Origin of the sequence: Corynebacterium sp. CNJ-954, from assembly GCF_001942345.1 — a bacterium.
Lineage (GTDB): Bacteria > Actinomycetota > Actinomycetes > Mycobacteriales > Mycobacteriaceae > Corynebacterium.
The window spans coordinates 162104-185487 of sequence record NZ_MKKI01000042.1 but is presented as its reverse complement, the minus strand read 5'-3'; the positions used below and the strand labels follow the sequence as shown (position 1 = coordinate 185487).

20 protein-coding genes, 2 pseudogenes and 1 riboswitch are annotated in these 23384 nt (G+C 67.3%); of the genes and pseudogenes, 15 read left to right on the top strand and 7 right to left on the bottom strand.

Translation table 11 applies throughout. The annotated features are described in order from the left end of the window. Window positions 1-43 precede the first annotated feature (43 nt). From BJF89_RS13565 to BJF89_RS13525, 8 genes and pseudogenes are all read left to right on the top strand, one after another. Window positions 44-3181, top strand: a complete 3138-nt coding sequence (locus tag BJF89_RS13565; protein WP_075815621.1) for a bifunctional [glutamine synthetase] adenylyltransferase/[glutamine synthetase]-adenylyl-L-tyrosine phosphorylase — start codon at window positions 44-46, stop codon at window positions 3179-3181. Between the two features lie 4 nt (window positions 3182-3185). Then, window positions 3186-4244, top strand: coding sequence for an iron ABC transporter permease (locus BJF89_RS13560; protein ID WP_075815620.1), 1059 nt, complete (start codon window positions 3186-3188; stop codon window positions 4242-4244). After that, window positions 4241-5059: a heme ABC transporter ATP-binding protein gene (locus BJF89_RS13555; protein WP_083650813.1), complete on the top strand. Its 819-nt coding sequence runs from the start codon at window positions 4241-4243 to the stop codon at window positions 5057-5059. Before BJF89_RS13560 ends, BJF89_RS13555 begins: the two co-directional genes overlap by 4 nt. Before the next feature lie 102 nt (window positions 5060-5161). After that, window positions 5162-5824, top strand: a complete 663-nt coding sequence (locus BJF89_RS13550; RefSeq protein ID WP_075815619.1) for a heme oxygenase (biliverdin-producing) — start codon at window positions 5162-5164, stop codon at window positions 5822-5824. Window positions 5825-5892: 68 nt separating this feature from the next. Continuing rightward, complete coding sequence (locus BJF89_RS13545; protein WP_255372657.1) at window positions 5893-6600, top strand: hypothetical protein; 708 nt, start codon at window positions 5893-5895, stop codon at window positions 6598-6600. 2 nt (window positions 6601-6602) lie between these two features. Next, the gene (locus tag BJF89_RS13535; RefSeq protein WP_139312061.1) at window positions 6603-7793 is read left to right on the top strand and encodes a fructosamine kinase family protein; all 1191 of its coding nucleotides are present in this window, start codon (window positions 6603-6605) and stop codon (window positions 7791-7793) included. 68 nt (window positions 7794-7861) lie between these two features. Then, window positions 7862-8322, top strand: a pseudogene (locus tag BJF89_RS13530) (PH domain-containing protein). Beyond that, complete coding sequence (locus BJF89_RS13525) at window positions 8319-9761, top strand: PH domain-containing protein (RefSeq protein ID WP_255372656.1); 1443 nt, start codon at window positions 8319-8321, stop codon at window positions 9759-9761. The pseudogene BJF89_RS13530 and the gene BJF89_RS13525 overlap by 4 nt, the downstream one beginning before the upstream one ends. Here the strand turns inward: BJF89_RS13525 and BJF89_RS13520 are convergent. After that, window positions 9700-11004: a glycosyltransferase 87 family protein gene (locus tag BJF89_RS13520; RefSeq protein WP_075815708.1), complete on the bottom strand. Its 1305-nt coding sequence runs from the start codon at window positions 11002-11004 to the stop codon at window positions 9700-9702. The genes BJF89_RS13525 and BJF89_RS13520 overlap by 62 nt on opposite strands. A gap of 94 nt (window positions 11005-11098) precedes the next feature. On the opposite strand from BJF89_RS13520, the pseudogene BJF89_RS13515 reads away from it, so the two are divergent. The 3 genes and pseudogenes from BJF89_RS13515 to BJF89_RS13505 all read left to right on the top strand — a co-directional run bounded on the left by BJF89_RS13515 (window position 11099) and on the right by BJF89_RS13505 (window position 13479). Further along, window positions 11099-11841 (top strand): annotated as a pseudogene (locus tag BJF89_RS13515) (sulfite exporter TauE/SafE family protein). Window positions 11842-11890: 49 nt separating this feature from the next. Continuing rightward, entirely contained in the window at window positions 11891-13195 is a 1305-nt protein-coding gene (locus BJF89_RS13510) for a nitrate/nitrite transporter (RefSeq protein ID WP_075815618.1), read from the top strand. Window positions 13196-13251: 56 nt separating this feature from the next. Further along, window positions 13252-13479 carry a hypothetical protein gene (locus BJF89_RS13505; RefSeq protein WP_139312059.1) on the top strand — a complete coding sequence of 76 codons (228 nt, stop codon included), beginning with the start codon at window positions 13252-13254 and terminating at the stop codon, window positions 13477-13479. Here the strand turns inward: BJF89_RS13505 and moeB are convergent. The 4 genes from moeB to thiO form a co-directional block, all read right to left on the bottom strand. Beyond that, window positions 13465-14637, bottom strand: coding sequence for a molybdopterin-synthase adenylyltransferase MoeB (moeB, locus tag BJF89_RS13500; RefSeq protein WP_075815616.1), 1173 nt, complete (start codon window positions 14635-14637; stop codon window positions 13465-13467). The two genes, BJF89_RS13505 and moeB, sit on opposite strands and share 15 nt — an antisense overlap. Next, window positions 14634-15455 (bottom strand): thiazole synthase, encoded by an 822-nt coding sequence (locus tag BJF89_RS13495; protein WP_075815615.1) that lies wholly within the window; start codon window positions 15453-15455, stop codon window positions 14634-14636. The genes moeB and BJF89_RS13495 overlap by 4 nt, the downstream gene beginning before the upstream one ends. A 5-nt stretch (window positions 15456-15460) precedes the next feature. After that, the gene (gene thiS, locus BJF89_RS13490) at window positions 15461-15703 is read right to left on the bottom strand and encodes a sulfur carrier protein ThiS (protein ID WP_255372655.1); all 243 of its coding nucleotides are present in this window, start codon (window positions 15701-15703) and stop codon (window positions 15461-15463) included. Continuing rightward, complete coding sequence (gene thiO / locus BJF89_RS13485; protein ID WP_075815614.1) at window positions 15700-16857, bottom strand: glycine oxidase ThiO; 1158 nt, start codon at window positions 16855-16857, stop codon at window positions 15700-15702. The genes thiS and thiO overlap by 4 nt, the downstream gene beginning before the upstream one ends. Then, a riboswitch (TPP riboswitch) is annotated at window positions 16850-16962 on the bottom strand. (Overlaps the previous gene by 8 nt.) A gap of 19 nt (window positions 16963-16981) precedes the next feature. On the opposite strand from thiO, the gene thiE reads away from it, so the two are divergent. Next, window positions 16982-17704 carry a thiamine phosphate synthase gene (gene thiE / locus BJF89_RS13480; RefSeq protein ID WP_075815613.1) on the top strand — a complete coding sequence of 241 codons (723 nt, stop codon included), beginning with the start codon at window positions 16982-16984 and terminating at the stop codon, window positions 17702-17704. A 112-nt stretch (window positions 17705-17816) separates the two neighbouring features. Here the strand turns inward: thiE and BJF89_RS13475 are convergent, their stop codons facing one another. Further along, entirely contained in the window at window positions 17817-18479 is a 663-nt protein-coding gene (locus tag BJF89_RS13475) for an NAD(P)H-binding protein (protein ID WP_075815612.1), read from the bottom strand. Between the two features lie 183 nt (window positions 18480-18662). On the opposite strand from BJF89_RS13475, the gene BJF89_RS13470 reads away from it, so the two are divergent. Both BJF89_RS13470 and BJF89_RS13465 read left to right on the top strand, forming a co-directional pair. Further along, on the top strand, window positions 18663-19820 hold the full coding sequence (locus BJF89_RS13470) for an acyl-CoA dehydrogenase family protein (protein ID WP_075815611.1): 1158 nt from the start codon (window positions 18663-18665) through the stop codon (window positions 19818-19820). A gap of 12 nt (window positions 19821-19832) precedes the next feature. Beyond that, the gene (locus BJF89_RS13465) at window positions 19833-20987 is read left to right on the top strand and encodes an acyl-CoA dehydrogenase family protein (RefSeq protein WP_075815610.1); all 1155 of its coding nucleotides are present in this window, start codon (window positions 19833-19835) and stop codon (window positions 20985-20987) included. 75 nt (window positions 20988-21062) lie between these two features. Here the strand turns inward: BJF89_RS13465 and glnA are convergent, their stop codons facing one another. After that, window positions 21063-22499, bottom strand: a complete 1437-nt coding sequence (glnA, locus tag BJF89_RS13460; RefSeq protein ID WP_075815609.1) for a type I glutamate--ammonia ligase — start codon at window positions 22497-22499, stop codon at window positions 21063-21065. A 324-nt stretch (window positions 22500-22823) separates the two neighbouring features. On the opposite strand from glnA, the gene BJF89_RS13455 reads away from it, so the two are divergent. After that, entirely contained in the window at window positions 22824-23381 is a 558-nt protein-coding gene (locus BJF89_RS13455; protein ID WP_083650805.1) for an RDD family protein, read from the top strand. Window positions 23382-23384: the final 3 nt, after the last annotated feature.

Here is a 23384-nt window from a genome sequence, read left to right as displayed (position 1 = left end):
CAGTGCGCCACCACGATGCCACAGCCCAGGAGATGAGCCCCCGGTGAATCAGCCGCGAACCACCCGTCGTCGAGTTCCGTCCCCGGTGTCGCTGGGGTTGACCAGGCCGTCCGCGGCCGATGACCTCGCAAAACTCGGGTGGGACGATGAGGAGCACCGCCCGGTGCTCAGCGTTCTGGCCTCTACCGGTGACCCCGACCGTGCGTTGAATGCGGTGGTACGGCTGGTCGAGACGCTCGACGGACGGGACAGCCGCGACAGTGAGGACGGCGACAGCGACACGTCCTCGACGGCACTGCTGGAGAAGATCGACGGGGACGCGGTGTTCCGCGTGCGACTGCTCGCGCTGTTCGGCGGCTCCACCCTGCTGGGGGACCATGTGGTGGCGAATCCCGGGATCTGGCCGGAACTCGCCGGCGAACTGCCCGGCAGGGACGAGATCATGGAGGCACTCACGACCGCGGTGGGGGCGGAACGTGTCGAGGGACACGACGATGATTCCCTGCTTTTCCGCGCCACGGTGACCGGCGTGGACGCAGACCGGGCGATGCGTACGGCCTATCGCACCGTTCTCGCCCGGATTGCGGCGATCGACCTGGCCGACACGTTCGGGGGGAGCGAGCCGACGGGCGACCCACTGCCGTTCGAGGTTCTCACCGAGCGACTCGCCGACGCCGCCGACGCCGCCCTCACCGCAGCGCTGGCGGTGGCCACAGCCACGGTCTACCCGTCCGGCGCCGTCCCGGCCAAGCTGTCGGTGGTCGCGATGGGTAAGTGCGGCGCGCGTGAACTCAACTACATCTCGGACGTGGACGTCATCTTCGTCGCCGAGCCGGCGGACGCCCAGACCACCCGGTTGGCCGGTGAATTCATCAACATCGGATGCCGGGTGTTCTTCGAGGTCGACGCGGCGCTCCGGCCCGAGGGACGTCACGGTGCCCTCGTTCGCACCCTGGAGTCACACCTCACCTACTACCGGCGGTGGGCGTCGACCTGGGAGTTCCAGGCGCTGCTGAAGGCGCGCCCCATGACCGGCGACCTGGATCTGGGCCGCGACTACGTCGAACAGCTCGCACCGATGGTGTGGAGTGCCGCCGAGCGGGAGGACTTCGTGCCCGATGTGCAGGCGATGCGTCGTCGGGTGATCGACAACGTCCCGGACAATCTGCTCCCCCTGGAACTGAAACTGGGGCCCGGCGGCCTGCGGGACGTGGAGTTCGCCATCCAGCTGCTCCAGATGGTGCACGGACGTGTCGACGAGTCGCTGCGGGTGCGCTCCACTGTCCAGGCCCTCACCGCCCTGGTCGACGGCGGATACGTCGGCCGTGAGGACGGACAGATCCTGATCTCCTGCTACGAGTACATGCGACTGCTGGAGCACCGGTTGCAGCTGCAGCACCTCCGGCGCACCCATGCCCTTCCTGAACAGGATGATGAGGCAGGGCGGCTCCGCCTGGCACGCACCGCCGGCGTACGGGGAGAAGGTCAGGAAGGTGCGGACGCGGCACTGTCGGCCAAGGTGCGCAAGGTCAGCAACCAGATCCGGCAGCTGCACAACAAGTTGTTCTACCGGCCGCTGCTGTCGTCGGTGGTCAACATGCCGGTCGATGCGCTCCGACTTACTCCGGAGGCCGCGAAGCGGCAGCTCGCCGCACTGGGGTACCTGCATCCGTCCCGCGCCATGGACCACCTTTCGGCGTTGGCCTCGGGGACGACCCGCAAGGACCGCATCCAGGCGATGATCCTCCCGTCGTTGATGGAGTGGCTGTCCGACACCGTCGACCCGGACGCGGGCCTGTTGGCCTACCGGAAACTGTCGGAGGCGGCATTCGACCGTTCGTGGTTCCTGCGGTTGCTGCGCGACGAGAACATCGTGGGCAAACGCCTGATGCGGATCCTCGGTACCTCGCCGTACATCGCCAACCTGTTCATCGCTTCGCCGGAGGCGGTGCGCATGCTCTCTGACGGGGCCAACGGCCCGAAACTGCTGGAGCACGACGCCTCTGTCCGTAGCCACTCTCTCGTCGCCGCGGCAGGACGCCACCGCGACCCGGACGCGGCCATCGCCGTGGCACGCTCGTTGCGTCGGACCGAACTCGCGAAGATCGCCTCGGCGGACCTGCTGGGACTGATCGACACGCCGGAGGTGTGCCGGTCCCTGTCGTTGATCTGGGACGCTGTTCTCGAGGCGGCACTGCGTGCGGAGATCCGGGCGTGGGAGGATGAGAACCACCGCAACGCCCCCGCCCTGATCAGTGTCATCGGTATGGGGAGGCTCGGCGGGGCGGAACTGAGCTACGGTTCCGACGCCGACGTGATGTTCGTCTGTGAACCCGTCCCGGAGGAAATGGAGGGCGACGACGCCGTCGACGAAGACGGCGACGGGGAGGCGGGGACCGACCAGGATGCGGTGACCTGGGCCAGTGGAATCGCCAAACGGCTCCGGACCCGGCTGTCGCGTCCGTCGCAGGACCCGCCTCTGGAAGTCGACCTGAATCTGCGCCCCGAGGGACGCAGCGGTCCGACGGTACGGACCCTGGAGTCCTACCGCGCCTACTACGAACGGTGGGGGGAGACCTGGGAGTACCAGGCACTGCTGCGTGCGACGTGGATCGCCGGCGACAAGGACCTCGGCATCCGCTTCCTGCGGACCATCGACGAGTTCCGGTACCCCGAGGGCGGTGTCGACCGGGCGACCGTGCAGCAGGTGCGCCGGATGAAGGCGCGCGTCGACGGGGAACGTCTGCCACGCGGCGCCGACCGGTACACCCACACCAAACTCGGGCGTGGCGGTCTCACCGACATCGAGTGGACGGTCCAACTACTCACCATGCAGAACTGCCACCGTATCGCCAACCTGCACAACACCTCCACGCTGCAGGTCCTCGAGGAGATCCGCATCGCCGGACTGTTGTCCGAGGCCGATGTCGACACGCTCCGGGCCGCCTGGATCGTGGCCACTCGTGCCCGCAACGCGATCATCCTCGCCGACGCCAAGCGACGCGACCAGCTCCCCGGGCCCGGCCCGCAGCTGGTCAACATCGCGGCGGCGGCGAACTGGGATCCGGAGGACTCGCAGGGGTTCTTCGACGACTACCTGAAAACAACCCGTCGTGCGCGCCGGGTGGTGGACCGGGTGTTCTGGGGTGAAGAGGTCACGGACGCGGAGTTCGGGGACTGAGGGGATGACAGACACCCTCACGCGGCGTCGGACGACGCGGCTGGCGACCCTTGCGGTGCTGGTGGTCCTGCTCGTCGCGGCGGTCGGCATCAATCTTGTCCTCGGTCAGTTCACCCTGTCCCCGGCAGAGGTCTGGTCCGCCCTGGTACACGGTCCCGGACGGGAGGACGCGGAAGCTGCGGGGGAAGCGGCCAGGGCCGCGAACGTCCTCTGGCAGATCCGTCTTCCGCGGATCATGCTCTGTCTGCTGGTGGGGGCTGCCCTGGCTGTTGCCGGAACGCTCCTGCAGGGGCTGTTCGGCAATCCACTGGCTGAACCCAGCGTCATCGGCGTCACCTCCGGGGCCGGTGTGGGGGCGGCGGCCGCGATCGTCCTGAACATCACCGTGCTGGGTACGGCGACTGTGCCGGTGCTGGCGTTCCTCGCCGGCGTGCTGACCACAGTCGCGGTGTACCGTCTGGCCTCGATCAACGGGGAGGTCAGGGTGCTCACCCTGATACTCACCGGCATCGCGGTCAACGCGGTGGCCGGTGCGGCGATCTCCTTCCTGGTCTTCCTGGCCCCGACCTCGTCACGTGAACAGGTGATCTTCTGGCAGATGGGCTCACTGAACGGTGCCCAGTGGAACCAGGTCGCGATCGTGGCACTGCCTGTGGTCCTGTGTCTGCTCGGATCGCTGGTCATCGCGGGGCGGCTGGACGTCCTCAGTCTCGGCGAACGTGCGGCGGGGCATGCCGGCGTGAATGTCGCGGCGATGCGCGTCGCGATCATCGGTCTGTCGACGGCGCTGGCCGCACTGGCCGTCAGCTTCGCCGGCATCATCGGTTTCGTCGGCCTGATTGTGCCCCATATTCTGCGGCAACTCACCGGACCGGCGAACCGTTGGCTGGTGCCGCTGTCGGCCCTGGGCGGCGCGGTACTGCTGTTGCTCGCCGACCTGGCGTCGCGCACGCTGATTGCGTTCGCGGATCTGCCGATCGGGATCTTCACGGCGCTCGTCGGCGGGCCCACCTTCTTCATCCTGCTGCGCCGCATGCTGAAGAAGGGCGGTGTCGTCGGATGAGTGACGGGGTGGTTCTTTCCGCGCGCCGGGTGGTCGTCACGGTCGGTGGCTCGCGGAACGGGAGGCACGGTACCGAGATCCTCCACGGTGTCGATCTCGACCTGCATGAAGGGGAGGTCCTGGGGCTGATCGGGCCGAACGGTGCCGGTAAGTCGACCTTGCTGGGGGCCCTTTCCGGCGACACCGCCCCTGTGTCCGGTGAGGTCCTCCTGGCGGGACGGCCCTACCGGGACTACGGGGTCCGGGAGGCTGCCAGGACCCGGTCGGTGATGCTGCAGGACCCGCGGGTCTCATTCTCACACCTTGTCCGGGACGTCGTGGAGATGGGCCGGTCGGCGTGGGCGGGGAGTCGTGGCACGACGGAACGTGACGACCGTGGGGCGGACCGCGCGGTGGTCGACGCCTGTCTTGCCGACGTCGGCATGCTGGAGATGCAGGACCGTGACGTGACCACGCTGTCGGGTGGTGAACGTGCGCGGGTGGCCTTCGCCCGGGTGATGGCGCAGCAGGCACGGTGTACGTTGCTGGACGAGCCGACCGCGGCCATGGACATCGGGCACCAGGAACGCACCATGCGGTCGGTGCGACGGGTCGCTGCCGGGGGAGTCGGTGTCATCGTGGTTCTGCACGACCTGAACCTGGCCGCACAGTACTGCGACCGGCTGGCTCTGCTCGGCGACGGACGGATCGAGGCGGTCGGTTCGCCGGCCGAGGTCTGCACCGCGGAGAGGCTGTCACGGGTCTACGAGTGGCCGGTGAGCGTGGATGAGATGCACGGTGAACTCTGGATCCGTCCGACCCCGTCGGACAGCTGATCCAACTTTCGGATGATCCCGGGTAAGGGTCTCCATTGTTAGCATGGCCTGTACACGATGTTGATCGAACGCGAACAACCGAGGACAGGAACAGAAGCGACGATGGCGACAGCGACCACCCTGCTTTCCGAGCAGCTCCGGGAGGAGACCCGGCAGGCCCATGAGAATGCGGAACACTCCGTGTTCATGGAGCGTCTGCTGGACGGAAGTCTGGACGCCTCAGCGTTCGTCGCGTTCCAGGAACAGGCGTACCTGTTCTACTCGGCTCTGGAGGATGCGGTCGACGCCTGCACGGGTGACTCCCGCCTGGGCGCGGTCGCGGACCGCCTGCTGGACCGCCGTGCGGTTCTGCAGGAGGATCTCCGGGCGCTCGGAGGCACCGTGGGCGCCGCTCCACTTCCGGAGACGGCTGCGTATGTCGCCGAACTGCAGCGCATCGGCCGGGAACGTGACGTCCCGGCACTCGTCGCCCACCACTACACCCGGTATCTGGGTGACCTGGCGGGCGGCCAGGTCATCGGCCGGCTCATGACACGTCACTACGGCGTGGAGGAGTCGGCCACGGCCTTCTACCGTTTCCCGCACATCGACAAACCCAAGCGCTACCGGGACGCCTACCGCGGTGCCCTGGATGCGATGGAGTTCGATGACGGGGAACGGCACCGTCTTCTCGCTGCCGCCCGAGCCGCGTTCGCCTACAACTCCGGGGTCTTCGAGGGTCTTCGCAGGGTACTGCAGCACCGTTGGCCGACCGGACTCCATTAGGGTAGGCTCACGAAATATATGTCAGGCAGCACGGCGGAACAACCCGGGACCCGAGGACGGTGATTGACTTGCAGCAGCAGACTTCCAGTGCCCACGTCGGCATCCACGACGGGCTGCCTCAACTCGACGCAGCCCGGGTCAGTGCCCTCCTGGATGCTGCGGGCGACTCCGCGCTGAACTGTGTACGCCGGTCGACCGTCTTCCGGCGTATGGGCGATGGCACACTGCCGTTCGCCGGGCGGGCCGCCTACCTTGAACAGCACTGGGAGGGGCTCCGTATCCTGCGTTCGGCACTGGCGAGCCCCGGGGCCACCCCGGGGCCGGCGGTGGACGCGGTCTCACTGGCATCGCTGTGCTCCGGGCTCTCCGGAGCCACCGACCAGTTCTCCGGGGCGCTGGACCGTGCACACGCGACCGCGCGGTGGCGCGACCGGCACGTCACCATGCCGTCGATGCTGCAGTTCCGTCGGCATATCGCCGAGCTGCAGGACAACGGGGACGTGATCGGCCTGGTCGCTCACGCCTACCTGCGGCTGCTTGTCTCCAGGGCCTGCCCCGCCCCCGGGGTCGCCGGGCGTGAGCCGCAGGAGTTGCAGAGTGCTGTCGCTGCCGTGGTGCGTGACGAAGAAGCCCTCGAGCTCCTCTCCGAGGAACTCAGTGTGGCCCTGCTGCTCCTGATGCAGCACGGTGCGGACGTCTGCCGCGCCTACCACGAAAGGGATGCGGACAGCAGCTGCGCTGTGACGGTGTCGACGATTCGCCGTGCCCTGCGGTGAGTGTGACGGCAGGCGACGGGATCCGGGTCAGCGCTGTCGCATTCCTCCGCGACGCGCCTGATGCCGCAGGTGGGTGCGAGGTCCTGACCGTCCGGAAACGCGGCACCCGTCTGTACCAGTACCCCGGTGGGAAACCCGAGCCCGGTGAACGGGCCAGTGCCACGGCGGTCCGCGAAGTCCGTGAGGAAACCGGGATCGACGTCCCACCGTCCTCTCTTGAATTCATCGGGACCTTCACCGCCCCGGCCGCCAACGAAGAGGGCAGGGAAGTCACGGCCGACCTCTTCGTCCATGTCGGCGACCCCGAGGTCACCCCCGTCGTCGCCGCGGAAATCGCCGATGCCCGGTGGGTGCCGGTGGGGACACCGGACCACACGCCCGGCGACCCTGCACATCCACTGGCGCCGCTGATGTTCACGACTTTTCCACGTCTGCTCGGGGCGACGACATTCACGAAGCACAATCCGGGACGACCCGGCGACTGGGAACAGTCCTGCCTGAACTGGCTCGAGGACGCCGCCGGACACGGTGGTGTAGCTGTCGCCGGGGTGCGGGCGCGGACGGCTGACGGAGATCTCCTGCTACGACGGGTCACCTCCGTCCCGCCCGACGCACCGGCTGCCGAAGAGTTCGGACGTCGGCTGGCCGTGACCCATGCGAGCGGGGCAGGATCGTTCGGGGCGGGCCCCGCCGGCTGGCGCGGGCCCGGGTACCAGGGGCCGAATGACAGCCTGCTGGACCTGCCGCTCGCCCCGCACCCGACGTGGGGGGCCTACTACGCCGACGTGGTGCTGGCACCGCTGGAACATCGTGTCCCCGGCGGGATCCGGGGAACGGGCGCACTGCTCGAGAGGCTCTCCGCGGGTGACTTCGATGACGGACGTCCACCGGCCCGGCTGCACGGTGACCTGTGGTCGGGAAACCTCATGTGGTCGCCTCAGGGGGCGGTCCTCATCGACCCGTCGTCCCACGGTGGGCACGGGCTGACCGACCTCGGATTCCTCAGCATGTTCGGTGCACCGCACCGGGACCGGATCTTCGACGCCTACGCGGAGGCCGCCGAGCTGCCCGCCGGATGGCGTGAGCTGCTGCCTCTGCACAGGCTCCACGTGCTCTACCTCCACGCGGCCGTGTTCGGTGGGGGATACGTCGCGGAGGCGGCCTCGACCGTCCGGCACGTACTGTCGCTCTAGGGATATGCGACACTGGGGCCATGACCGATCAGACCCCCGAGGTTTCTTCGCTGGCCCTGCTTGATTCGATGCACCGGGTGTCCGGGAGGTATGTGCCGGCCCGCTACGTGTCGGACCTGCCGTGGACGGTCGTCCCCGTGATCGCGGCGGTGGTTGCCGCACTGTTCGTCCCCGGCCTTGCCTCCGCGATTCTCTGGGCCGTGGCTGCGGTACTGGTGGTGTTGCTCATCTGGCAGATCTGGCTCATCCCCGCGCAGGCCTCCCGGAAGCGGTGGGTGGAGACCGAGGACGAGCTGCTGATCACCAAAGGGCGGCTGTGGTGGACCTTCACCGTGGTCCCTACGGGAGGATCCAGTATGTCGACGTCACGTCCGGTCCCGTGGAACGGGCCTTCGGGATCAAACAGGTCAAGCTGCACACCGCCTCCTCGACGAGTGACTCGACGGTGGTGGGGCTGGCCGCCGCCGATGCCGACGCCTTGCGTGACCGCCTGGCCGTCGCTGCGCGGGAGAGGATGAGCGGGCTGTGACCGGTGACATGACCGGTGACATGACCGGTGACATCGCCGACGGCCGGTGGCGTCGTGTCCACCCGCTGAGCCCACTGCTGCGCATGTGGGCGGTCCTCGTCGGTATCGTCGCCGTCATCGCCGCCCAGCAGGCGGAGACCCTCGGGAGGCTGCGCGACCTGCTGGAGGATTCCCCGCTGCCCACGGGGCTGGTCGTCGTGGCGGTCCTCGTGGCGATTCCGGTCATCTTCCTCATCGGCTGGGTCGTCTCACTGCCGTGGTGGCGGGCCGCCGGTTACCGGGTCGACGGGGAGGAGATCGCCGTCCGACGGGGAGTGGTCTCCCGCCAGCTACGGACGGCACGCTTCGACCGGGTCCAGGCCGTCGACCTGGTGGAGCCGCTCGCACCGCGCCTGTTCCGCCTGGCGGGGGTCAAGGTGGAGACCGCGGGAGGTTCCGGGAGCTCGGTTGAGGTGGAGTACCTTCCACGTCAGGAGGCTGAGGACCTGCGGTCCCACCTGCTCACCCTGGTCCACGGCGTCCCCGGACAGACGGACCACGGAGATGATGCGACGGAGGACCACGGCAGTGCCGTCGTCCCCATGATCCCGATCACCCGCTCCCTTGTGGCGGCCGCGCTGTCCGGTGCCACCGTGCTGGTGGTGGCGGGTGCTGCCGTCGCTCTCGCGACCCCCGCCGGACTGGCGGTCCTCCTGCCGGTCCTCGCCGGCGCCGTGCCCTGGGTCTGGGGAGTGCTGAACACCAGTTGGCGGTTCACCGCCACGCTGGACGGGGACGTCCTGGGAATCACCTTCGGCCTGACGGAACGACGCCGGCAATCCGTCCCACTGGCACGGGTTCATGCGGTGGAGGTGTCGCAGCCCGTGGCCTGGCGGCTGCTGGGCTGGTGGAAAGTCCGGGTTGACGTGGCCGGATACGGTGCGGAGTCTGAGTCGGACGGCTCGACGACCACCGTTCTCCCCGTCGGTGATCTGGCCCTTGCCCTCCATGTGCTCGAGACACTCACACCGCTGGACAGCCGGGCCATTGCCGCAGTGGCACATCCGGAGGGACGCGCCCGCGACGGCTTCCGGGCCGCACACACTTACCTGAGCCCACGGAGTGCCCGCTGGGTGTCTCCGGTGGACCGTACACGCCAAGGCACCACCCTGGTGTCGGATCCCGGCGGTAACGGCCAGCTGACGGCGGTCGTCTCTCACCACGGGTTGTTCCGCCGCGCCGTGTCGGTGATCTCCCCGGCACACATCCAGGAACTCAGCTACCGGCGGGGGCCGGTGCAGAACATGCTGGGGCTGGCGGGGGTGCGCTTCGACCTCGTACCGGGGCCGGTGTCGATGGCGGGGCGCGATCTCACGACCGCGGACGCCGTCGACCTCGTCACCCGGCTACGTGCCCGGCGTCTCCCTGAACCGGAGACTCACGCCGTCCGTCCGGAGTGAAGGCCCACCAGACGCAGGTGGCGGCCAGAACAACCACCGCCACATTGCGCAGCAGCAGTGCAACCGCGGCGACAAGGTACGGCGGGTTGAAGATCAGCCAGTCGTAGAAGACGGGGTAGACCAGCGTAGTCAGCACCGCCGAGACCAGGATCTCCACCGCAATCACGGTGACGACACGTCGGCGGGACGTCAGCAGAGCAACAGCCACGACCGGTGCCACCCACGCCAGGTACTGCGGTGAGAAGACCTTGTTGGTGACGATGATCAGCATGATCAGGGCCACACTGAACGACACCGCACGCATCGGTGTCCAGTCGTCCCGCCACAGCCGTGCCACGGCCCAGACCACGGCGGTGACGATGGTCGCCGCCGTCAAGAGGGTCATCACCGTGAGGGTGAAGTCGATGCCGGGCCCGGCGATCTCATAACTCTTGGAAGCCGCGTAGCTGATGGACCAGGGCGTGCCACCGTCGCCGCCTGCCAGCGTCGAAGCGAGGATCCACGGCGTCGCGGCGATGGATTCGACCTGCAGGCCCCGGTCCCCCTGGTAGGTCAGTGGAGAGACGAGACGGTCGACACCGCCGACGACTACGACGACCAGGCACAGTACCGCCAGCGAACCGAAGAACCAGCACACCCGCACCCACGTCGACGCCCGGCGGATCCCGCCGACCAGGGCAGCCCCGAGTACACCGGGCCACAGCTTCATCATCGTCGCTGCGGCCAGCAGTATCGTCGCCAGGCGTGACCAGCGGGTTCCGGCCAACAGCAGGGCCGCGAAACCGGCGACGAGCAGACCCGGGAAGATATCCAGGCGGGTGAGGAAGATCGGCCCGGACAGGCCGGCGAAAAGGATCCAGAACCAGGCGGGCCAGGAGTCCTTCCCCTTGCCCGACCGCCAGAGATACCAGGTGAAGAGAGCGGAGAACAGCACAGACAGGCTGATGAAGCCGACCACGAACGCGTCCTCCGTGCCGGTGTCGGCCCGCTGTCCACCGAGTGTGGAGACCCGCTCGACGAGACGTGCCGGCCAGGTGCCGACCTCGGGATACTCGTCCATGGCACCGGGTTCGATGCCGGTGAGTCCCCTGAAGTAGTAACGGATGTCGCCGGTGGAGGTCCCCGCTGAGAGAACCCATGCCACGGGGACCAGGTGGGCGATGAGCCAGCCGACCGCGACGACGGCGGGACGGGATGACCACCGCCGCCGGGGCGTGGGGTGGGCTGCGGCCGCTGAGCTCATGGATGACACAGACTCGAATCCTATCGGAGACGACATCTGCCCCGGGCGCCCCCGCCCGTCCGGTGACACGTCCGCGGCGTATAAGTTGTTGTGAATGGAACTTATACTGCTGGTCTTCGTCACGATCCTCATCGGGTCCTGCATGCAGCGGGTCTCCGGTATGGGGGTCGGGCTGATCGGCGGCCCGGTGCTCAGCATCGCCATCGGCCCGGTCGAGGGCATCATGGTGATCAACGTGCTCGCGGCGATCAACGCCACGATGTCCACGATGACCGTGCGCAGGGACGTCGACTGGGGGAAATTTGCCCTGATCGGCTCCGTGATGGTGCTGGGGGCGGTTCCCGGCACCTGGCTGATCCACGTGATGTCACCTGCGGTGCTGCAGATCGTCGTCGGGGCACTGTTGTTGATCGCCCTCGCAGTCACCAGTTTCGGCAGACGGTACATCCCCGCCGTCTCGGGAAAACTTCCGGCGGCGGTGTCAGGTGTGATCGGAGGGTTCAGCAACACCTTGGCCGGTGTGGCGGGGCCGGTGATCACGGTGTACGCCCAGGCGTCGCGCTGGGACCAGCGGACCTTCGCTGCGACGCTGCAACCGCTGTTCATCGTCTCCGGCCTGGTCAGTTTCGCCATCAAGTACCTCACCGGGGCGGGCGACATCTCCAGCGAACCCTGGGGTATCTGCCTGCGGCGATGGTGGCGATGGTCATCGGCATCGCCGTGGGAATGGTGTTCAGTCGTCGGATTGAACGGGAGAAGGCACGGGTGCTCGCCGTGGCGATGGCGTCATTGGGCGGAGTGACGGTACTGGTGCGGGGGATTCTGTCACTCGTGTGATCGGGGCGGGAGGCCCTGCAGGAGATACCGGGGTCTAAGGTGGGCATACGTGCCCGACTCCACTGCGAAAGTACCTGCTCCTTCTGACCGCCTCAGCCGCCGCGCGTTGATGGTGTGGTTCGCCGGTGTCATCGCCTACATCCTGGCGATCACCGGGCGGACGTCGATGGGAGTCGCCGGGGTCGAGGCCATGGACCATTTCCAGATCGACGCCTCACGCCTCGCCGTCTTCACCTCCGTCCAGGTCGGCGTGTACGCCTGTGCCCAGATACCGATGGGCATGCTCATCGACCGGTTCGGTGCGCGACGGATGCTCGTCGTCGGGGCACTGATGATGGGGATCGGTCAGGTACTGCTCGGCATGACGTCCTCATTCCCCGTGGCGATCCTGGCCCGGGTGATTGTCGGGACGGCAGACGCGACGGCGTTTCTGTCGGTCATGCGAATCCTGCCCGCCTGGATACCGATCCGTAAGACGCCGGTCTTCACTCAGCTGACCGGGGGACTGGGCTACGTCGGACAGTTCATGTCCGCCGTACCGTTCTCGATGCTGCTGCATTCCCAGGGGTGGGCGACGGCATTCATCTCGCTGGGGGCGGGCAGCGTCCTGGTGGCACTGTTCACCTGGGTCGTCGTCGCGGACTCGCCGGACCCGACTCCGGCGGCGACCTCCGGCACGCCTGCGGAGCCCCGCAGCAGCATCGGTGCGACGTTGGCCTTCGTCGTCCGGCAGCCCGCCTGCTGGCTGGGGTTCTTCATCCACTTCACGCTGATGAGCCAGGTGGTCTTCACGCTGTTGTGGGGTGTGCCGTTGATGACCCTGGGAATGGGGCTCACCGAGTCGCAGGCCTCGGCGATCCTAGTGGTGAACATGGTCGTCAGCGTTCTCGTCGGGCCGCTGATGGGGGTTGTGTCGGCACGGGCGGGCCGGCGGCGTCCCGACGTCGTGATGGTGGCGACGCTCATCGTCGCGGCATCCTGGGTGGTGTTCTTCATGTCGCCGGATCCCCGCAGTTTCGCGGCCGTGGCGGTCATCAACGTCATCGTGCCGGCGCTGGCCCCTGCCGCGAACTACGGATTCGACACCGTCCGTGAGGAGGTCGACCGTCGCTTCACCGCCACGGCGACAGGCCTGTCGAACATGGGAGGTTTCCTCGCGGCGATGGTCGCAGCGCAGGCGGCCGGTTTCGTGCTCGACGCCGTCTCTGACGGAGGCGACTACACCTGGGCCGATTTCCGGGTCGCGTGGTGCGCGCTCGGCGTGGTCTGGGTCTTCGGGTTCCTCGGGCTGTTGGTCAGCAGGGTGAAAATGCAGCGGTGGCGTATGGTCGAGGACAATCGGGCCGACCTGTGACGTAGGAGACTGCCGTGGCACCCTCTATCGCGAGTTTTCGTTCTAACCGTTCCTTGTTGAGTGCACTGAGCTGGCGCTCGGCACTCTCCGCGTTGTCCGCACTCTCGGCGGGCTGCTTCGCGTCCTTCGCCAGCGCCGGATCGTCGATGTCGGCGGTGTCACTGGGCTCGTTCATGTCCGTGGCGTCGGTCGGCTCGTCGTTCTCGATCCTGTCGGTGGGCGCCCAGGGCGCGGTGCTCAATATCCCGGTGCGGGAGCTCGTCGCGCGGTCAGTACGTCGGTAACCCCGGTCGTATCTGCTCGACCCAGGCCAGGACACCACCCTCCAGGTGCGCGACGTTCTCCTCCCGCCGGGCGAAATGGGATGCCACGGCGTCCACCGCACGGGCTGACCGGGCGCCCGACTTGCAGTGGAAGATGATGTCACGGTTGCGCAGCGACGTCGGCAGGGCGGCTGCACCGCGTTCCTCCACCGCAGACAGATGGACGGGTACGGAACCCGGGATGCTGACCACGTCGCGTTCCCAGGCGTCACGGACATCCACGAGGACAGCTCCGGCCCGCATCCGGTCCTCCAGGTCCTCGGGAGAAACCGTCGGGTGAGGACCGGTCGTGCACACCTGGACCATGTCCTCCACGTCCCCCACGGCCGTCACCGGAGGAGCGTCAGTGTCGATGGTGATACGTAGTTCGCGGAAGCTCATCGACAGACCGTCGTGGAGGAGGAGACGCCCGTACAACGGCTCCCCGCACCCGGTGATCAGCTTCACCGCCTCCGTGCCCATCACTGAGCCGACGGTTCCCGGTAGCGAGCCGATGACGCCACCGGCGGCGCAGCTGGGGACGGATCCCGGGGGAGGGAGGTCCGGATGCAGGTCACGGTAGGTCACCCCGTCATGGGACGGCCCGGAGCAGAAGACCGAGACCCGCCCCTCAAAGCGGAGGATCGAGCCCCATACGCAGGGCGTGGAGGTCAACGTGCAGGCGTCGGAGACGAGGTAGCGCGTGGCGAAGTTGTCGGCCCCGTCGAGGACGAGGTCGTAGTCGCCGACGATCCCGGTCACGTTGTCGGCGTCCAGCCGCACGGCATGGCGTTCGACAGTCACCAGCGGGTTGATCCGGGCGACGGCCGCGGCAGCGGAATCGACCTTCCGTGCACCGAGGGAATCGACGCCGTGGACGACCTGACGTTGCAGATTCGTCACCTCCACCACGTCGTCGTCGACGATGCCGAGCGTACCGACCCCGGCGGCGGCGAGGTACTGGAGCGCCGGAGAGCCCAGCCCGCCGGCACCGATGACCAGAACCCGGGCATTCTTCAACCGACGTTGACCGGTCATCCCCACCTGGTCGAGCGTCAGATGACGGGCGTAGCGTGACAACTCCTCAGCGGTGAGCTCCGCCCCAGGCTCGACCAGCGGGACCGTGAGTGGGCCGGTCACAGCGACGCCTCCGCAACCGGCCCGCTGCCGATCAACCCCTCCGGTGTGGACGACGCCAGAGCGCCCTGCGTCCAGGGACGGCGGGGGATGCGTCCGGCACCCCGGGCGAGACGTCCGGCCTCGACGGCATGCCGCATGGCCCTGGCCATGGATGCCGGGTCCTGGGCGCGGGTGACCGCACTGGCCAGAAGTACGCCGTCACAACCGAGCTCCATCGCCTGCGCCGCATCCGATGCGGTGCCGATGCCGGCGTCGAGGATCACCGGGACATTCGCCCTGTCGCAGATCAACTCGATGTTGTGGGGGTTGAGGATTCCGAGACCGGTTCCGATGGGCGAGCCCAGCGGCATCACCGCCACCGCGCCGGCGGCCTCGAGGTGCCGGGCCGTCGCAGGATCGTCAGACGTGTAGGCGAAGACCTCGAAACCGTCGGCGGTGAGCTCCTCGGTCGCGTCGACCAGTTCGATCACGTCTGGCAGCAGCGTCCGGTCGTCGGCGAGGATCTCCAGCTTCACCCGGTTCGTGCCGAGTGCTTCACGGCCCAGCCGCGCGGTCAGCAGTGCATCGCGGGCCGTGTAGCAGCCTGCGGTGTTCGGGAGGACGTCGATCCCGAGGCGGTCGAGCAGGCCGAACAGCGAGGTACCCGTAGCGGGGTTGAACCGGCGCAGCGCCACCGTGGTCAGTGACGTCCCCGATGCGACGAGCGCCTGTTCCAGCACCTCCAGGGACGTCGCTCCGCCAGTTCCCATGATCAACCGGGAGGTGAGGGGAGAGGTGCCGATCGTGAGCTGTGTCGTCTGCGACTGGTGGGTAGTCATGGTGTCTAGCCTCCCTGCATGGCGGTGATGATCTCGATCTCGGCGCCGTCGTGGACCGGTGCGGAGGCCCAGCGGCTACGGGGCACGATCGTGGAATCCAACGCTACGGCGAGCCCCAGTGCCTCGGTCTCCGGATCCTGTCCGGTGACGTCGAAGACGATGTCGCCGACGGTGGTTGCCGAGGTCACGGAATGCGCCGTCCCGTTGACTGTGACGGCGACGGTGGTGTTGTTGTCCGGAATGTTCACGGTGTCCTTTCCAGGGAGGTGGTGGTGAGAAGCGTCGTGTCGTGCGGGCCGGGTGGAACCTCACCCGACGCCAGTACGGCGGTGAATCTGGCGCAGAGCGGGGCGAGCAGTACACCGTGACGGGAGTATCCGGTGGATACGGTGACACCGTCCACACCGGGGACACCGCCGAGGTACGGCAGGTCGTCCGGCGTGCCGGGGCGGGCACGCGCCAGGATCTCGGTGAGCTCCAGGTCCGCGGCACCCGGCACGAGGATCTGCGCGTCCCGGAGCAGCTGATGGACGCCTTCCAGTGACACTCCGTCGAAGCCGTCCTCGCGTTCCGTCGCCCCGATGACGATCTCGCCGTCGGTACGGGGGACGAGGTAGACGGGTCTGCCGTCGACCAGTCCGCGCACCGTACGCTCCAGCAGTGCGGGATGACCCGGCTTCACCCGCGCCCGGAGGATGTCCCCGTGCACCGGGCGCAGCCGGACGGCGTGGGCCTCGGGGAGGCCGTCGATGGCGGGGAAAGACACCCCGGGACACAGGACGGTTGCGTCAGCACGCACCTCCCTGCCGTCGGCCAGGCGGACTCCGGTGACGGTGCCTCCCTCGCGCAGGACAGCAGTCACCCGCTCCCGGACCAGACGCCCCTGCGGGCCTCCCGTCCCGGACGGGGCGTACACCGCTTCAGCCAGGGCCTCGAGCAACGACCGTGGGTTGACCTGGTGGTCGTCCGCGACGAGAAAAGCGCCTGAGACGCCGGGCGCCAGTGACGGTTCCAACCGGCGTGCCCGGCGGACGGTCAGCTGCTCCACCGCCATGCCGGCAGCACGTTGGACGTCGGACAGGTCCCGGAAGGCCGCGACATCACCGGGGGTGGCTCCCACGCCCAGTGTCGCGGTCCGCAGGTAACCGACGGAGTGTCCGACGGTCCGCTCAAGGTCCGCGATGAACTGCGGGTACTCTCCGGCAGAGGCGAGCATGAGTGGCCGGATGGCGTCGTGCTGGTGGACGACTTCGCTGACCGCCGCGATCATGCCGGCGGCGGCGTGGCTGGCACCGTTGCCGGGATCCGGGTCGATGACGGTGACGGCATGGCCGGCCCGCCGCAGATACCAGGCCGAACTGAGCCCGGCTATCCCGGCACCGACGACAAGTGTCTCGGACATGTGCGTTCTTTCCTCCGGCGGCATGATCCGCATCAGGTGTCGACGGTCGACCGGTGGCTCCCGGTCCTCTCAGCCCCGGCGTCGGGGGCTCCCGTAGTTCGCGTAACGGCTACCATCACACCACATGGACCTACATCAGTGCACGGGTGCCCCCGAAACCGCGGCAGGGAGACGACGCAGGGAGCTCCTGCAGCGGGCGTCGCTCTACCTCTGTACACCGGCGCGCCGGGAGCAGGGGGATCTCCGGGACTTCCTGCATGCCGCCTACGAAGGGGGTGTCGACATCATCCAGCTGCGGGACAAGACGCTCGACACCTGCGATGAAGTGGCGGCGATCGAGGTCCTCGCCGAGGTGGCCGCCGACCATGGCGCGTTGTTCGCGGTGAATGACCGGGCGGATATCGCGGCCCTGGTGGGGGCCGATGTGCTGCACGTCGGGCAGGACGACCTGAGCGTGGCCCAGGCCCGTAGTTTGCTGGGGCCGGACGTGGTCCTGGGGCTGTCCACCCATTCGTCCGACCAGGCGGAGGCGGCGTTCCATGATCCTGACCTGGACTACTTCTGCACGGGGCCGGTGTGGGAGACGCCGACGAAGCCCGGACGCGCAGCGACAGGGCCGGGGCTAGTGGCCCGGACCGCGGAAATGGTCGGCGACGGGGGAGGGGAGCCTACTGGTGCAACGCCGTGGTTTGCGATCGGCGGGCTCAACCGGTGCACTCTGCCGGACGTCCTGTCGGCCGGCGCCCGGCGTGCGGTCGTTGTACGGGCGATCACCGAGGCGGACGATCCTCGCCAGGCCGCCTCAGAACTCAAGGCGCAGCTGACGTCCTTCCCGGTCAGGCCCTGAGCAGCCTGAAGACATACGGGCCCGCGGACGTTTCGTCGTCGACGCTGTCGAACCGTTTGCCGTGCCAGTCCAGCGCGGCGAGTTCAGCGTCGTGAGGCATGGCCCCGTCGTGTCAGAGTTCGCTGACGGGTGAGGTGCCGTCCACGAATTCGACCGTGCGCTGCCCGGACAGGTCTTCCCGGCCGGCGAATTCGACGATCACGTCTGCGACGAGCTCACGCGCGGTGTGTGCGTCTGACCTGTCGAGCCCGTCGGTGACGCGGGCTGCTCCTTCGGCGGGCTCCTCCGTGAGCGTCGCCGGCCCGAGGATCACGTAGTCCAGGCCCTCCGTCGCGACCAGTCGGTCGTCCACCGTCTTCTTCGAGTCCGCGTACGGGAAGAAGCTGTCGGTCTCGGGGACGGTGTGGTTCCGTGCCCCGGCGTAGGACACATTGAGGTACCGCGGCGTGGTCCCCGAATCGCGGAGCCTCTCCAGGGAGTCGATGACCGCGAGAGCGGCGTCGCGGTCGACGGCGTAGGTCACCTCGGATCCCCCGCGACCTCCGTTGCCGGCCGTCCAGACGACCACGTCGAAGCGTGCGAGGATACTGTCCCATTCGTCCGCCGTCACCTCGGTGACGTCCTTGAGCAGTGCGGTGGCGCCCAGCGATTCGATCTCGGTGACCTGGTCCGGGTTGCGGATCAGGGATGTCACCGAGAAGCCGTGGTCGACCAGTTTCGGGGTGGCGAGAAGGCCTACCTTGCCGTGCCCTCCGATGATGAGAACGTTCGTCATGATCTTCCTCCTGTGCAGGTTGGTTCGGGCTCTGTCTGGTGGTCACAACAGATGGACAGCTCCGTCTATTCCCGTACGCCACGGCGTTGTCAGGGGCCGACTCCCGAAGTGGCACGAGAAGTAGTAATGTGGGTCACGTCCATACTGAACGGTGATTCAAGACATAATCGAGGAGTAGTGCCCGTGAATCTCGAGCTTTCCGAGGAGGATGTCGCCTTCCGCGACAAACTCCGCAGTATTTTTGCTGAAGTACCTGCAGAAATTCGCGCACGCACGCGCGCCGGCCACGTCACACGCGAGGACATCATCGACTCCCAGCGCGTCCTCAACAAGCATGGTGTCGCAGTCCCGCACTGGCCGGTGGAGTACGGGGGCCAGGACTGGACACCCATCCAGCGGCACATCTTCACCAATGAGCTGCAGCGGGCCGGTATCCCGGAGCCGTTGGCGTTCAACACCGGCATGGTGGGGCCAGTCATCGCGGCATTCGGAAGCGACGCCATCAAGGACCGTTTCCTGGCCAAGACGGCGAACCTGGACATCTGGTGGTCGCAGGGATTCTCGGAGCCGGGCGCGGGATCGGACCTTGCGGGGTTGAAGACCACGGCAGTCCGGGACGGTGACCACTACATCGTCAATGGCCAGAAGACCTGGACCACGCTCGGCCAGTACGGTGAGTGGATGTTCCTGCTGGTACGCACCGATCCGGACGCACCCAAGCCGCAGCAGGGTATCTCTTTCCTGCTGGTCGACCTGGACACCCCCGGCATCGAACACCGGCCGATCCGACTCATCGACGGCTCGGTGGAAGTCAACGAGTTCTTCTTCACCGACGTCAGGATCCCCGCGGAGAACCTGGTCGGGGAGGAGAACAAGGGCTGGACCTACGCGAAGTTCCTGCTGGGGAACGAGCGCAACGGCATCACCCAGGTTGGTACCAGCCAGCGGCACTACGCAGACCTCGTGGAGATGGCCGCTGCACGCACCCACGGTGGCCGACGCGTGCTCGACGACCCGATCTTCCGCAACCGTCTCTACGACGTGAAGCTGCGGCTGAAGGCGGTCGAGTCGACACAGCTGAGGGTCACCGCCGCCAGTTCGGACGGTAAGCCGAGCCCGCTGTCCTCGATGCTGAAGATCGAGGGGAGCCGGATCCTCCAGGAGCTCAACGAACTGGCGGTGGAGGCTCTCGGCAGCGACGCCGTCGAGATCACCGTCGATGACTCCGGCGTCTACGGTGACCCGGTCGTCGAGTACCTGAACAACCGCAAGGTCTCCATCTACGGAGGCACCAATGAGGTCCAGGCGAACGTCATCGCCAAGGGCATTCTCGGACTTTAGGAGTACCACGACATGGATCTTTCCCTGACAGACGAACAGCGTATGCTCGCTGACTCCGTCCGGAGCGTTTTCGCCGGTGCCGACGGCGACCCCACCGCCGGCGCGGACGCGCCCGAGGTCGCCCTGGACTTCCGCCGCGATCTGTGGCGACAGGCCGCTGAGCTCGGTGTGACCGCCCTGGTCATCGACGAAGAATACGACGGTGCCGGCGCAGGGGTCGGTGAAGCCTATGCCGCAGCGGAGGCCCTGGGCGAGCTCGCCGCTCCCGAACAGGTCACCGACCTCGCCTACGTCCCGGCATGGCTGCTCCAGGACCTCGGGTCCGATGACCAGAAGTCGACCTGGCTGCCGCCGCTGGCTGCGGGAGAGCGTCTCGTGACGCTCGCCCATGCTGAACCGACCACGGGATGGGCGGACGCCCGCACCACGACCGTCACCGGTGGGCGGCTCACGGGGGAGAAGCGCGCAGTCGTCGCCCCCGGCGACATCGACGCCTTCCTCGTCACCGCCGTCGAGGACGGCGCGCTCGGTGTGTACCTCGTCACCCCGGGAGACGGGGTCGAGGTGACCGTGCACCGTGATGCCGAATGGGCGCCCACGGGGCGCGTCTCCTTCCAGGAGGCCTCGGCGGAGCGCCTCGGAGGGAGCGCCGAAGACACCGACCGCGCACTGCGTCGCGCGGTGTCCCTCGCACGCGTGGTGCAGGGTGGACGCGCGGTGGGCCTGATGGGTACCGCCATGAACCAGACCGTGGACTACCTCAAGGTCCGCAAACAGTTCGGGGTGACCCTGAACAACTTCCAGGTCCTGAATCACCGTGCCGCGCAGCTCTATGCGGATGTCGAACTCGCCCGTTCCACCGCGCTGTGGGCCGCTGCGATGGCACAGACGGAGGAGCTGACCCTGGAGGAGCTGGAGGCGGCGTCACTCGACGCCTACGTGTTCCTGGCCCGCCAGGCACGTGTGGTGGCTGAGGAGTCGGTCCAGCTCCACGGGGGCATCGGCGTGACCTACGAGACCGCTGTCAGCCACTACGCCGCAGCCCTGACCGGCTTCCAACAGCTCTACGGGGGTGTGCTGGAGGCACGGGGTGCCGGTGTCGCGTCCGACACGCTCGCGGAGACCCCGAGCGCCTTGATGCACAACGAGCTGCACGTCTACAGCTGAGGTTCCGTACACGGACAACCCCCGCCACCGATGAGGAGGCGGGGGTTGTTCTGTCGGCGGAGCCGGAGCGGGGAACTAGCAGTCGTAGTAGAGCTCGAACTCGTGGGGGGTCGGGCGCAGACGGGCCGGGGAGATCTCGTTGTCGTACTTGTAGGCGATGTAGGTCTCCAGCAGGTCGTCGGTGAACACGCCGCCTTCGGTGAGGAAGTCGTTGTCCTCCTCCAGTGCGTGCAGCGCGGCCTCCAGGGAGGTCGGTGCCGTCGGAATGCTGGCGGCCTCCTCCGGGGGAAGCTCGTAGAGGTCCTTGTCGACGGGGGCGTGCGGCTCGATGCGGTTCTTGATGCCGTCGAGACCGGCGAGCATCATCGCCGCCATGCCGAAGTAGGGGTTGCCCGAGGGGTCCGGTGCGCGGAACTCGAGACGCTTGGCCTTCGGGTTCGATCCGGTGATCGGGATACGGACGGCCGCAGAGCGGTTGCGCTGGGAGTAGACCAGGTTGATCGGTGCCTCGAAGCCCGGGACCAGACGGTGGTAGGAGTTCAGCGTCGGGTTGGTGAACGCCAGGACGGCGCCGGCGTGGTGCAGGATGCCGCCGATGTAGTAGCGGGCCAGGTCGGACAGACCGGCGTAGCCTGCCTCATCGTGGAAGAGCGGCTTGCCGTCCTTCCACAGGGACTGGTGGGCGTGCATGCCCGAGCCGTTGTCGCCGGCCAGCGGCTTCGGCATGAACGTGGCGGACTTGCCGTGGGCGGCAGCGGTGTTCTTGATGATGTACTTGAACGACTGCAGGTCGTCCGCAGCGTGCAGCAGGGTGTTGAACTTGTAGTTGATCTCCTGCTGACCACCCGTGCCGACCTCGTGGTGGAAGCGCTCGAGATCATAACCTGAGGCGGCGAGGTTCTTCACCATCTCGTCGCGGACGTCCACGGTCTGGTCGTAGGGCGGGACCGGGAAATAACCGCCCTTGACACGGGTCTTGTAGGCGGTGTTGGGCGTGCCGTCGGTGTTGGTCTCCTTGCCGCGGTTCCACCAGCCCTCGTTGGAGTCGACCTCGTAGAAGGCGGAGTTCTGCTCGGCGGAGTAACGGACCTTGTCGAAGAGGTAGAACTCGGCCTCAAGCCCGAAGTTGCACGTGTCGGCGATGCCAGTGGACGCGAGGTACTCTTCGGCCTTGCGCGCGACGTTACGGGGGTCGCGGGAGAAAGGCTCACGGGTGAACGGATCGTGGACGAAGAACTTCACGTTCAGGGTCTTGGTCTTACGGAAGGGGTCGACCTTGGCGGTCGCGAGGTCGGGCAGCAGGTTCATGTCCGACTCGTCGATGGTGGTGAAACCACGCACCGATGATCCGTCGAACGCCAGGCCGGTCTCGATGGCATCCTCGTCGAAGGCGGAGGCGGGAATGGTGAAGTGCTGTTCCACGCCGGGTACGTCCGTGAATCGGACATCGACGAACTCAATGTCGTTGTCCGCGATGTACTTGGTGACCTCTTCGGCCGTCTTAAATGCCACTTCTGGACTCCTTGCAGTCATGTTCGACCCAACTCGTTGTTTCGTTGTCTCACGAGGGGATTCACCCTTACGGGTGCGTCGTGAACAACCATATTCTGGGGTTGTTGCCCTAGTGTCAATCCAATGTTACCGGCGTGTAACTGGTCAGGCGGTGTCGCTCGTCACTGATGCGACCCACCTTTCCTCCGGTGCCACGGTCGATTCCGGTAGTCCCCGGTCGGGGCTTGACCTCTAGGATACGGGCAGTGGTCCCCGGGTGTGCACAGTCGGGGTGGTCCGCCATGAAATTGGGGGTCGGTCAAGAGGCCGGTACGCTTGAGAATCATGGCGAAACGGCAGAAGAACAGTGGTAGCAGTGGCACCGGGGACGACCGCCGTCAACGACGGAAGGGGCTCCGTGATGAACGTGCCAGACAGCCGAGCTGGCTGGAAGGCCCCCAGGTTCCGGGACAGTTCGAGGACCCCCACGACCTGAGTTCGTACCCCGGCAAACTGCTGGGGCTGCCGGCCTCGGGGCCCGGGTCCGTCGCCTCGATCTTTCCCCGTGTGCTTGCGCTACTGGTCGACTGGTTGATCTGCTACGGCATCGCCTTCTTCATCACGCAGATGACGGGTGCGCTCGGTGGGACCTCGACAGTGGTGTTGATGGTGTGGGTGGTCTGGCGCATCGTCACCGTGTGGCTGTTCGGGCAGTCACCCGGCCACGCGGTGATGGGCATCGGTGTCGCCCGCGTGGACGACCCGGATCAGCGCGTGGGCCTCATCCGGGCGGTGGTGCGCACGGTGCTCACGGTGTTCCTCTTCCCCCCGTTGATCCAGGACACCGACAGCAGGGGCATGCACGACCGCGCTACCGGGACCGCGGTGATCCGGACCAGGTAGGCA